Annotated in this window: 2 protein-coding genes; both read left to right on the forward strand. The window is 64.4% G+C overall.

What is annotated here, in order from left to right:
* Positions 1-4 precede the first annotated feature (4 nt).
* Positions 5-12,331, forward strand: a complete 12,327-nt coding sequence (locus DLD99_RS10070; RefSeq protein ID WP_114882072.1) for a non-ribosomal peptide synthase/polyketide synthase — start codon at positions 5-7, stop codon at positions 12,329-12,331.
* Positions 12,332-12,406: 75 nt separating this feature from the next.
* On the forward strand, positions 12,407-13,363 hold the full coding sequence (locus DLD99_RS10075) for an alpha/beta hydrolase (RefSeq protein WP_114882073.1): 957 nt from the start codon (positions 12,407-12,409) through the stop codon (positions 13,361-13,363).
* Positions 13,364-13,407: the final 44 nt, after the last annotated feature.

Below are 13,407 nucleotides of genomic sequence, written 5' to 3' on the forward strand. Positions count from 1 at the left end.
ACGCGTGCAAGAGTTAATCGAGTCGGTAGGACAACTTTCGGCTAAACAAAGAAAGGCTCTGGCGGTTCTGCTCAAGCAGAAAGGCGTCAACCTCTTTGACATTGCCCCGGTTTTCAAGCGCACGGCCGAAGAGCCGCTGCTGCTGTCCTACGCCCAGCAGCGCCAGTGGTTTCTCTGGCAATGGGCGCCGCACAGCGCGGCCTACAACATTCCCACGGCCCTGCGCTTGCAGGGGCCGCTGGATGTGTCCGCGCTGGAGCGCAGCCTTCAGGCGCTGATCGAACGACACGAAACCTTGCGCACGGTGTTCTCCCAGGAATCCGAGCAACCGCTGCAAACGATCCTGCCGGCAGGGTCGTTTGCACTGGAGACTTACCCGCTGAGCCCTGAGCTGGCGAGCGACCCGGATGCCTCGATCCAGGCGTTCGTCCAGACCCAGAGCCAGAAGACTTTCGATCTGCAGCAAGGCCCGCTTTTGCGCGCGGCCCTGCTGCAGGTCAACCCGAACGACCACGTGCTGGTCCTGACGTTGCACCACATCGTCTCCGACGGCTGGTCGCTGCAAGTGATGATCGAAGAACTGGTGCAGCTGTATGCCGGTTTCAGCCTCGGTCACGACGCCGGCCTGCCGGCCCTGCCGATTCAATATGCCGACTACGCCTTGTGGCAGCGCCAGTGGATGGAGGCCGGTGAGCAGGCGCGGCAGCTGGCCTATTGGCAGGATAAACTCGGTGGCGAACAGCCGGTGCTGGAACTGCCGCTCGACCGCGCCCGCAGTGTCGATCAGAGCTTTGCCGGGGCCAGCCACAACCTGATTCTCGATGCGCAATTGACCCAAGGCCTGAAAGCCTTCGCGCGGCAGGAAAACGTGACCCTGTTCGTCTTGCTGCTGGCGTCGTTCCAGGCGCTTTTGCACCGTTACAGCGGCCAGTCGGACATCCGTGTCGGCGTGCCGGTGGCCAACCGTGGCCGGGTGGAGATCGAGCGTCTGATCGGCTTCTTCGTCAACACCCAGGTGCTCAAGGCCGACATTGACAGCCAGACCCCGTTCGTCGAGTTGCTGCGTCAGGTCAAGCAGACCGCGCAGGAAGCCCAGGCCCATCAGGACTTGCCGTTCGAGCAGCTGGTGGAAGCACTGGAGCCGGGCCGCAGCCTGAGCCACAGTCCGCTGTTCCAGGTCATGTTCAACCATCAGGCGGAACGCCGCAGCAGTGTCGAAACACGCCTCAACGGCCTGAGCATCGAGCCGCTGGAATGGCAGAGCCAGACCGCGCAGTTCGACCTGACCCTCAACACCACCGAACAGGCCCACGGCATCGAAGCGGTGCTCAAGTACGCCACCGACCTGTTCGACGCCAGCACCATCGAGCGCCTGGCCCAGCACTGGAACGCGCTGTTGCAGGCCATCGTCGAAGATCCGTCGCGCTGCATCGGCCAGTTGCCGATGCTCGATGACGCGCGTCAGCAGCAGTTGTTGACCCGATGGAACCCGACCCGGGTCGAGCATCCGGTCGAGCAGTGCATCCATCAGGTGATCGAGGCCCAGGCTGAACGGCATCCCGAGGCGGTCGCCGTGACCTGTGCCGGTCAACGGCTGACCTACGCAGAACTCAACCGCCGGGCCAACCAGTGGGCACATCGCTTGATTGCAAACGGGGTCGGCCCGGATGTGCGGGTCGGTGTCGCCGTCGAGCGTTCGCTGGACATGATCGTTGCCATCGTCGCGGTGCTGAAGGCCGGTGGTGCCTACGTGCCGCTGGACCCGAGCTACCCGCAAGACCGCCTGAGCTACATGATCGAAGACAGTGGCATCGCATTGCTGCTGACCCAGGGGCACTTGCAGGCACAACTGCCGATTCCGCCGGGGCTCGCCTGCGTGGATCTGAGCCAGCCGCCGGAGCAGGGCAACAGCGAAAACCCGGTCTGCCGGACCACGCCGGACAACCTGGCGTATGTGATCTACACCTCCGGTTCGACCGGCAAACCCAAAGGCGCATTGCTGCCGCACAGCAACGTCATCCGCCTGTTCAGCGCCACCGACCACTGGTTCGGTTTCGGCCCGGACGACAGCTGGACGCTGTTCCATTCCTACGCGTTCGACTTCTCGGTGTGGGAGATTTTCGGTGCGCTGCTGTACGGCGGCAAACTGGTGGTCGTGCCGCACGACATCACCCGCTCGCCGGAAGATTTCTACACGCTGCTGTGCGATGAAAACGTCACGGTCCTGAACCAGACGCCGTCGGCATTCAAACCGTTGATGCAACTGGCCAGCGAGTCCTCGCGTGACAACGCGTTGCGTTATGTGGTGTTCGGCGGCGAAGCCCTGGAAGTGCAGAACCTGCGTCCGTGGTTCGAGCGTTTCGGCGACCGCGCACCGACGCTGGTGAACATGTACGGCATCACCGAAACCACGGTGCACGTGACTTACCGTCCGCTGTCCATGGCCGATCTTGAGCAAAGCCACAGCAGCCCGATCGGCGAGCCGATTGTCGACCTGTCGTGGTACTTGCTCGACAACGCGCTGAACCTGGTACCGCAAGGCTGCATCGGTGAGTTGTACATTGCCGGTGCCGGCCTGGCCCGGGGTTACCTGAATCAGCCGGGCATGAGCGCCACGCGTTTTGTTCCGGACCCGTTCAATCCGCAGGCCGGAGAGCGTCTGTATCGCACCGGTGACCTGGCGCGCCTGCGTGGCGACGGGGTGATCGAGTACATCGGTCGTATCGACCACCAGGTGAAGATCCGTGGATTCCGCATCGAGCTGGGGGAAATCGAAACCCAACTGCTCAAGCACCCGGCCGTGCGCGAAGCGGTGGTGCTCGCGGTGGAAGGCCCGAGCGGGCAGCAGCTGGCGACCTGGATCGTGCCGAACGAGACGCTGGACGCCGATGCCGAGGCGACGTTGCGCGAGTCGATCAAGGCCCGGTTGCGCGATGACTTGCCCGATTACATGGTGCCGGTGAGCTGGGCATTCCTTGAACGCCTGCCGCTGACCGCCAACGGCAAGCTTGATCGCAAGCAACTGCCGCAGCCGCAGGTCGTTCAGTCCCAGGAAGCCTACGCCGCGCCGCGCAATGAGCTGGAGCAGCAATTGGCCGCGATCTGGCAGGACGTGCTGAAGGTCGAGCGTGTCGGCCTCAACGACAACTTCTTCGAACTGGGCGGCGATTCGATCATTTCGATTCAGGTGGTCAGCCGCGCCCGTCAGGCGGGCATTCGCTTCACGCCCAAGGACATCTTCCAGCATCAGACCGTGCAGCGTCTGGCCACGGTCGCGCAGCAGAGCGACGGCGTGCTCGCGACCCAGGGCGAGGTGCTGGGCGATGCGGTGCTGACGCCGATCCAGCAGTATTTTTTCCACAGCGATATTCCGGCGCGTCATCACTGGAACCAGTCGATCCTGCTGACCCCGGCCTCGCCGCTGGCGGCTGCACCACTGGAGCAGGCGTTGCAGCATTTGCAACGGCACCATGACGCGTTGCGTCTGCGTTATCGCGACACCGGGGACGGCTGGCAACAGACCCACGCTGCAGCCGAACCGAGCGCGGAACTGCTGCGCACGGTCACCTTGCAGGACAGCGCGGCGTTGCCGGCGCTGTGCCAGGAATTGCAACGCAGCCTCGATCTGCACGACGGTCCGTTGATCCGTGCGGCGCTGGTGGATTTGCCGGACGCCAGTCAGCGCCTGTTGCTGGTGATCCATCACCTGGTGGTCGACGGGGTGTCCTGGCGGATCGTGCTGGAAGACCTGCAAACCGTTTATCAGCAACTGACATCGGGCCAGGCCGTGCGCCTGCCGGCCAAGACCACGGCGTACAAGGACTGGGCCGAGCGCCTGCAAAAGCATGCGCACAGTGCCGGGCTGGAAGCCGAGCTGGATTACTGGCGCGGGCAGCTGGAAGGGGCCGCTATCGAGCTGCCGCTGGACAACCCGCAAGGACAGTCGAGCAACCGTTTCGAGCGCAGCGTCGATACCCGTCTGGATGCCGAGCGCACCCGACAGTTGCTGCAACAGGCGCCGGCGGTCTATCGCACTCAGGTCAACGACCTGTTGCTGACTGCCCTGGCCAAGGTGCTGTGCGAGTGGACCGGCGCCGACAGTGCCCTGGTGCAACTCGAAGGCCACGGCCGTGAGGACCTGTTCGACGACGTCGACCTGAGTCGCACGGTGGGCTGGTTCACCAGCATGTTCCCGGTGCGCCTGACTCCGGGCGCCGGTTTCGAAGCCTCGATCAAAGGCATCAAGGAACAACTGCGGGCGATCCCCGACAAGGGCATCGGCTATGGTCTGTTGCGTTATCTGGGCAGCGCCGAAGCACAAGCCGCACTGGGCGGCGCAGCGCAGCCGAAAGTCACGTTCAACTACCTCGGCCAGTTCGACAACAACTTCGATGAGGGCGCGCTGTGGGTGCCGGCCACCGAAGACAAGGGCGCGGGGCAGGACGAGCACGCGCCGATGGCCAACACCCTGAGCATCGATGGCCGGGTTTACCAGGGGCAACTGAGCCTGACCTGGACTTACAGCGGCGACGTGTTCGAAGACTCGACGATTCATGCCCTGGCACGGGCTTACGAAGAGGCGCTGGCCGAACTGATCGAGCATTGCCTGAACCCTTCGAGCGGCGGCCTCACACCGTCCGACGTGCCGCTGGCCGGGTTGTCCCAGACGCATCTGGACGGCCTGCCGATCACTGCCCAGCGGATCGAAGACATCTATCCGCTGGCGCCGATGCAGCAGGGGATTCTGTTCCACAGCCTCTACGACGCCGATGCCAGCGCTTATGTCTATCAGATGCTGCTGGACATCGAAGGGCTCGACGTGGCGCGTTTCCAGCAAGCCTGGCAGCGGGTCGTCGACCGTCACGAAGTGCTGCGTGCCGGATTCATCTGGGGCCGCGACGGCCTCGATACGCCGCTGCAAGTCATCCATCGCCAGTTGACCCTGGAAATGCCGGAAGTGGACTTGCGCCACGAGCCGGATCTGGCCGTGGCCATGGAGGCCCGTGCACGGGCCGACCTGGAGCGCGGGTTCGATTTGCAGAACCCGCCGCTGCTGCGCCTGTGCCTGTTGCGCACGGCGGATGATCGCCATCGCCTGATCTTCACCTGCCACCACATCCTGATGGATGGCTGGAGCAACTCGCGGATGTTCGGTGAAGTGCTGCAGGATTACGCCGGCCATCCGGTGCCGGGCGCGCAGGGGCGTTATCGCGACTTCCTGGCCTGGCTGCAAGGCCAGGACAAAACCGCCGCGCAGGATTTCTGGCGCGGGCAACTGGCCGAGCTGGACGAGCCGACGCGACTGGCCTCGGCGTGTCCGGGCAAGGTTCAGCCGGGCGCGGGCAAGGGCGTGCATCGCCTCACCTTCGACGCCGCTTTCACCCGTCGCTTGAACAGCTTCTCCCGGCAGCAGCAAGTCACCCTCAACAGTCTGGTGCAGGCGGCGTGGCTGCTGATTCTGCAACGCTATACCGGTCAGGCCACGGTCGCTTTCGGCGCCACGGTGTCCGGGCGTCCGGTGGACTTGCCGGGCATCGAGCAGCAATTGGGGCTGTTCATCAACACCTTGCCGGTGATCGCCAGCCCGCAGCCGGGCATCAGCGTGCGCGACTGGGTGCACAGCGTGCAGGACAAGAACCTGCTGCTGCGCGACTTCGAACAGACGCCGCTGCAGGACATTCAGCGTCTGGCCGAACTCAACGGCGAAGCGCTGTTCGACACCCTGCTGGTGTTTGAAAACTACCCGGTTTCGGAGACGCTGGAAGCCAACCCGGGCGGCCTGCGCTTCGGTGGTCTGGAACACCGCGAGCAGACCAACTATGGCCTGACCCTGATCGCCGGTGCCGGCGAGGTGCTGAGTCTGGATTTCAACTACCTGACCGAGCAGTTTTCCGAGCGCGGCGTGGTCGGACTGGCCACGCACCTGGAAACCGTTCTGCAGCAGTTCCTCGACGCACCGCAGCGGTTGCTGGGTGAAGTCGCAATGTTGTCGAGTGTGGAGCACACCACGCTGGCGCAGTGGAACGACAACCACGCCGCGTATCCGTCGCAACGTCTGACTCATCAAAGCTTCGAGGCGCAGGTCGAGGCCCGTCCACAGGCCGTGGCCCTGAGCCATGGCGGTGTGGCCCTGAGTTACGCCGAACTCAATCGCCGGGCCAACCAGTTGGCCCGTCATCTGTCGACGCTGGGCGTCGGCGCCGAGGTTCGGGTGGGTGTGGCGATGCCGCGCTCGGCGGAACTGGTGATTGCCTTGATGGCGGTGTTCAAGGCCGGTGGCACCTACGTGCCGCTGGATCCGGACTACCCGGCCGACCGCGTGGCGTACATGCTGGAAGACAGTCAGGCGAAGGTCCTGCTGACGCAACAATCGTTGCTGGCGCAACTGCCGCAGACCGATGCGCAGGTGGTGTTGGTGGAGGCGGGCGGCGAGGCCTTTGCCGACCTCGCAAGCGACAACCTTGAAGTGCGGGCCGATTCGGCCAGTCTGGCCTACGTGATTTACACCTCCGGCTCCACCGGCAAACCCAAAGGCGTGGCGATTGCCCACCGTAACGTCCAGGCGCTGATCCACTGGTCCGCCGATGTCTACAGCGAGGCTGACCTGCAAGGCGTGCTGGCCTCGACCTCGGTCTGCTTCGACCTGTCGGTGTGGGAGATTTTCGTCACCCTCGCGCGCGGCGGTTCGATCGTCATGGCGCGCAATGCCCTGGAACTGCCGGACCTGCCGGAACGCGATCAGGTGCGCCTGATCAACACCGTGCCGTCGGCCATCGCGGCCCTGCACCGCGCCGGACATATTCCGGGTGGCGTGCGCATCATCAATCTGGCCGGCGAGCCGCTCAAGCAAAGTGTGGTCGACAGCCTGTACCGCGAGACCTCGGTCGAGCACGTCTATGACCTGTACGGGCCGTCGGAAGACACCACGTATTCGACCTGGACCCGCCGCGAAGCCGGCGGCCAGGCGAACATCGGCCGCCCGCTGGTCAACACCACGGCGTACCTGCTGGACGGGCAACTGCAAGCGGCGCCGATCGGGGTGGCGGCCGAGCTGTACCTGGCCGGCGACGGCATCACCCGTGGTTACCTGTTCCGTCCGGGCCTGACCGCCGAGCGTTTCGTGCCGAACCCGGCCTCGACCAACGGCGAGCGGATGTACCGCACCGGCGACCTGACGCGCCTGGGCGATGACGGCCGGATCGAATACGTGGGGCGCATCGACCATCAGGTCAAGGTGCGCGGTTTCCGCATCGAACTGGGTGAAATCGAAGCGCGCCTGCTGGCCCATGACAGTGTGCGCGAAGGCGTGGTGCTGGCGGTGGACGGCCTCAGCGGTCAACAACTGGTAGCGTATGTGGTGCCGGCCCGATCCGATCTCAGCCTTCTGGAACAGGATGAACTGAGCGAATCGCTGCAGTCCGCCCTCAAGGCGCACCTGCCGGATTACATGGTGCCCGCGCAGTGGCTGTACTTGGATGCACTGCCGCTGACCCCCAACGGCAAGCTGGACCGCAAGGCCCTGCCGGCACCGGACGTCAATCAGTCGGCCCGGGACTATGTCGCCCCGTCCACGGAACTCGAGCAGCAACTGGTCGTGGTCTGGCAAGACATCCTGAAGATTGACCGGGTCGGGGTGACCGATAACTTCTTCAGCCTGGGCGGCGATTCGATCATCTCCATCCAACTGGTCAGCCGTGCGCGCCAGCAGGGTATCCGCTTTACCCCCAAGGATCTGTTCCAGCAGCAGACCGTGCAGAAACTGGCGACGGTGGCGTCGCTGGAGTCCGCGCAGCAGGCCGACGGCACGCCAGACAACTACCCGCTGGCGCGTCTGGAGCAGGCGCAGCTCGATGCGTTGCCGGTGCCGGCGGATCTGATCGAGGACGTTTACCCGCTGTCGCCGATGCAGGAGGGCATGCTGTTCCACACGCTCTCTGACAATGGCAGCAGCCTCTACGTCAACCAGGTCAGCCTGCCGATCCAGGGCCTGGATGTGGAACGCTTCCGAGGCGCCTGGGAGTTTGTGATCGAGCGCCAGGCGATCCTGCGGACCAGTTTCCACTGGCAGGACGGGCTGGCCAAACCGTTGCAAGTGGTCCATCGCCAGGCCCCGCTGCAAATGCAGGTGCTCGACTGGCGCGACCGTGAGGTCTGCGATGAGTTGATCGCCGGGTTCGCCAGCGATGATCGTGCCCTCGGCTTCGACCTGTCCCAGGCACGCCTGCAGCGAGTGACGCTGTTGCGCCTGAGCGATGACCGCTATCAGATGATCTGGACCAGCCACCACATCCTGATGGACGGCTGGAGCAGCTCGCGGCTGTTCGGCGAAGTCCTGCAGTACTACTCCAAGGGCAAGGTCAGCGGTGAGAACGGTCGTTACCGTGACTTCATCGCCTGGTTGCAGGCACAGGACCAGGACGCGCAGGAGCTGTTCTGGAAAGCGCGTCTGGCGGCGGTCAACGAGCCGACGGCGTTGAGCCAGGCGATCCATCCGCGGCATTCGGCCGATGTCTCCGGCCACGACGCGATCTACTCGAACTGGGATCAGGCGCAAACCGCGCGCCTGCTGCAGTTCTGCCGCGACCTGCGCATCACCCCCAACACCCTGATTCAGGGTGCCTGGCTGCTGCTGTTGCAGCGCTACACCGGGCAGCGCACGGTCACGTTCGGTGCCACGGTTTCGGGGCGTCCCGAAGGGCTGGCGAACGTCGGCAACATGCTCGGGCTGTTCATCAACACCTTGCCGATCATCCAGACGCCGCAGGCCGATCAGCGTCTGGCGGACTGGCTGGGCGGCGTACAGGCCTACAACCTGGACATTCGTGACTATTCCCAGGCGCCGCTGGCCGATGTGCAGCGCTGGTCCAACCTCGGTGGCCAGGCCCTGTTCGACAGCATCATCGTGTTCGAGAACTTCCCGATCGATGATCGCCTGCAAGAAGAAAACGACACCGACCTGACCTTCGGCAAATCCATCGGCCACGGCGTGACCAACGTACCGATGGACCTGGCGGTGATGCTCGGTGACGAGTTGTCGATCGAGTACCTGTACCTGCGCAGTCACTTCAGCGCCGAGGCCGTGGAAGGCATTCGCCTGACACTGGAAAACACCCTCGAAGCGATGATGCGTGCGCCTTACGAGCGACTGGGCAATCTGCAGCGCCTGTCGCACGAGCAGTGGCAGGCGATCCAGGCCTGGAGTGCCGAACCGGTCTCCAGCCACGAGCCGGTGCTGCTGCCTCAGCTGATCAGCCGGCATGCACAGCAGCAGCCAGAGGCTATCGCCCTGCAGTGCGCCGGACTGAGCCTGAGCTATGCCGAACTCGAACAGCGGGCCAATCGTCTGGCCCACTGCCTGACCGAACACGGGGCGGGCCCGGAAGTGGTGATCGGCGTGGCCCTGCCGCGCTCGCTGGAAATGGTCGTCAGCTTCCTCGCCGTGCTCAAGAGCGGTGCGGCGTACGTGCCGCTGGACATTGATTATCCGCCTGAGCGACTGGCGTACATGATCGAGGATTCGGGCATGGCCCTGTTGCTGACCCAGAGCAGCCTGCGCGCTACGTTGCCGGCGCCCGAGGGACTGCTGCGCCTGGAGATCGATCATCTCGACGAGACCCGTTACCCCGATCACGCACCGGTCTGCCGCGTCCAGGAGCAGGGGCTGGCGTATCTGGTCTACACCTCCGGCTCCACCGGTCGGCCAAAGGGCGTTGCGGTCACGCAAGGACCGTTGAGCATGCACTGCCAGGCCATCGCCGAACTGTATGAAATGGACGCCAGCAGCTGCGAGCTGCACTTCATGTCATTCGCCTTCGACGGTGCCCATGAGCGCTGGTTGAGCACGCTCTACAGCGGTGGTCGTCTGGTGATTCGCGATGGTTGCCTGTGGACACCGGAACAGACCTACGCCGCCCTGCACGAGTATGGCGTCACCATCGCCTGCTTCCCGCCGGCCTATCTCAAGCAGTTGGCGGAGTACGCGGCGGCCAGCGGCATCGCGCCGCCACCGGTACGCATCTACTGCTTCGGCGGCGATGCCGTGCCGGACCAGACCTTCGAACAGGTGAAAGCGGCCCTGCGTCCCGAGTACTTCACCAACGGTTATGGCCCGACGGAAACCGTGGTCACGCCGATGCTCTGGAAGGTGCCGGTCAGCCAGCATTGTGAAGCGGCCTATGCACCGATCGGGCGTGCCGTCGGCGCACGTTCGCTGTACGTGCTGGACGAAGATCTGAACCCGCTGCCGCCAGGTTTTGCCGGTGAGCTGTACATCGGTGGTTACGGGGTTGCCCGTGGTTACCACGGCCGTGCGGATCTGACCGGCGAGCGCTTCGTGCCCAATCCGTTCGCGGCCGGCGAGCGCCTGTATCGCAGCGGTGACCTGGTGCGTTTGCGTCAGGACGGCGTGGTCGATTACGTCGGGCGCATCGACCATCAGGTCAAGGTGCGCGGCTTCCGCATCGAGCTGGGTGAAGTCGAGGCCAGCCTGCGTCAACTGGAAGGTGTGACCGATGCGCTGGTGATCGCCCGGGACAATGCGTCCGGCAAGCAACTGATCGGTTATGTCGTGACGCCAACCGGAGAAGACGTGGGCGATGAACTGAAGGCCGGGCTGCGCGCCTCGCTGCCGGAGTACATGGTGCCGGCGCAGATTGTCTGCCTGAGTGCTTTCCCGGTCACGCCCAACGGCAAACTCGACCGCAAGGCGCTGCCGGAGCCGGACTTCAAGAGCGAGGAATATGTCGCCCCGCGCAACGAACAGGAAACACTGCTGGCCGAGATCTGGGCCCAGGTGCTGCAAGTCGAGCAGGTGGGCATCACGGATAACTTCTTCGAACTGGGCGGCGACTCGATCCTCAGCCTGCAGGTCATCTCCCGGGTCAGGAACCACCCGACGTTGCAGATGGAACTGAAGCTGCGTGATCTGATGCGCTATCAGACCATCGCCGGCATCGTCGAACAGAACGTGACGAAGGAGGGCGCCGGCCAGCCGCTGGTGGACGTCACGCAAGTGGCGGGTGAGGGGTTGTTCAATCTGTTGCCGATCCAGGAGTGGTTCTTCGCCGAGGGCATGTCCGAAGCCCATCACTACAACCAGTCACTGCTGTTGAGTGCGCGCCAGCCACTGGATCTGGATGCGCTCGAACAGGCCCTCGGCTGGATCGAGCAACACCACGACTCGCTGCGCCTGCGCTTCACTCAGGAGGGCGGGCGCTGGCTGCAACGTTACTGCACCGCCAGCGAACAGGGCGATGCGGTGCTCTGGCGCCGTGAAGCCGAGAACAGCGAACAGGTCGAAGCGCTGGCCAACCTCGCCCAGCGCAGCCTCAAGCTGGACGACGGGCCGGTCTGGCGGGTGATGCATGTCGCCTTGCCGGACGGTCAGGCGCGACTGCTGGTGGTGATTCATCACCTGGTGGTCGACACCGTGTCCTGGCGGATCCTGCTCGATGACCTGAAAACCGCTTATGAAGCGTGTGTGCAGGGTCTGGCGCCGCAACTGCCGATTCGTACCAGCAGCTATCGCTCGTTTGCCGAAGCCTTGCAGGCCCGGGCCCCGGCGATTGCCGAGCAGGAACTGGCGTACTGGCTGGAGCAGCTGGATCAGCCGGGCGTCGATCTGCCGTGCGACAACTACCGTGGCAAGAATCAGGTGCGCCAGCAGGCGCAGGCGCGGCTCAAGTTGTCCCGCGAGCACACCGAACAATTGCTCAAGCAGGCGCCGGCGGTCTATCGCACGCAAATCAACGACCTGCTGCTGTCGGCACTCGGTCGGGCGCTGTGCCGCTGGAGCGGCCAGCCATCGGCGCTGATTCTGCTGGAAGGGCACGGCCGCGAGGATCTTTTCGAGTCCATCGACCTGAGCCGCAGCCTTGGCTGGTTCACCAGCATGTTCCCGGTACGGTTGCGTCCGGACAGCGACGATATCGGACGTTCGATCATCGACGTACAGGCGCAACTGGCGGCGGTGCCGCAGAAGGGCATCGGGTATGGCGTGCTGCGTCATCTGGCGGGCGCCGAGGTGTCCCGGCAACTGGCGGACCTGCCGCAGGCGCGGGTGACGTTCAACTACCTGGGGCAGTTCGACCAGAGCTTCGACGAGCAGGCCCTGCTGGTGCCGGCGCTGGAGGAAACCGGTGACAACTACAGCCTGAAGGCGAACCTGGGCAACTGGCTGGAAATTGTCGGCCAGGTGTATGACGGCCAGTTGGCGTTGCGCTGCATCTACAGCAGCCAGCGTTACCGGGCCGGCACCATGGACGCCTTGATGCAGGACTACCAGCGTGAACTTGAAGCGCTGATCGAGCATTGCATGGCGCGTGTGGGCTGACCCTCGCACGCTGGATCATTTTTGGGGGGCGTTGCCGAGGCGCGCCCCTTTTTTGCTGATACAAGGATCTTCGCGATGTCGTTACACCCTGATCTGGAAGCCTTTCTCGACCTGGCTCAAGACAGCCAGGAGGCCGGTCTGCCGGCGCTGCACCAAATGACCCCGGCCCAGGCCCGGGATACCTTCGAACAGACCACCGCGCAGTTGCGCTGGACGGCGCCCGAAGACCTGGACGTGCAAGCCATCAGCGCGACCGCTCGGGACGGCGCGCCTCTGGCGCTGCGCCTGTATCGCCCGCACGGTGAGTCAGCGCCAATGCCGGTGCTGGTGTATTTCCACGGTGGCGGGTTTGTGGTCGGGAGCCTGGATTCCCATGACGGCGTGTGCCGCGAGTTCTGCCGGCGCACGCCGTGCGCGGTGCTTTCGGTAGGCTATCGACTGGCGCCGGAGCACCGTTTCCCGACGGCGCTGGAAGACGGTGAGGACGCCTTGTCGTGGCTGGCCGAACACGCGGCTTCGTTGGGCCTGGACCTAGGCCGGGTCGCGTTCGGCGGTGACAGCGCCGGGGCCACGCTGGCCACCGTGCTGGCGGTGCAAGCGGTGGTCCAGCCGCACACCGTGGCCATCGCGCCCAAGGCTCAGTTGTTGTGCTATCCGGTCACTGACGCCTCGCGTGCCCATGATTCGCGGGCCTTGTTCAGCGAAGGCTATCTGCTCGAAGACGAGACGCTGGACTGGTTTTATGGGCATTACGCGCGCACTCCGGAAGATTATCTGGACTGGCGTTTCTCGCCGTTGCTGGCCGACGATCTGCGGGGTGTCGCCCCGGCCATTGTGGTGCTGGCCGGGTTCGATCCACTGCTCGATGAGGGGCAGGCGTATGTCGACAAGTTGCGTGAGCACGGGGTGAGCGTCGAGCTCGAGCACTGCCCGGGGCTGACCCACGACTTGCTCAGGCTGGCGTCGGTGATGCCCGATGTCCTGCAGGTACACGAAACCCTGAGCCGGGCGCTGCATCGCGTTTTGAACTGAGCCACAGAGCAGATCGCAGGTGAAAAAAAACCCCGCAATGCGGG

It is taken from the genome of Pseudomonas kribbensis, from assembly GCF_003352185.1.
Taxonomy (GTDB): Bacteria; Pseudomonadota; Gammaproteobacteria; order Pseudomonadales; family Pseudomonadaceae; genus Aquipseudomonas; species Aquipseudomonas kribbensis.

What these genes read in the sequence shown, in the direction of transcription:
- DLD99_RS10075 (WP_114882073.1), top strand. Translation starts at nt 12,407, where the DNA reads ATGTCGTTACACCCTGATCTGGAAGCCTTTCTCGACCTGGCTCAAGAC.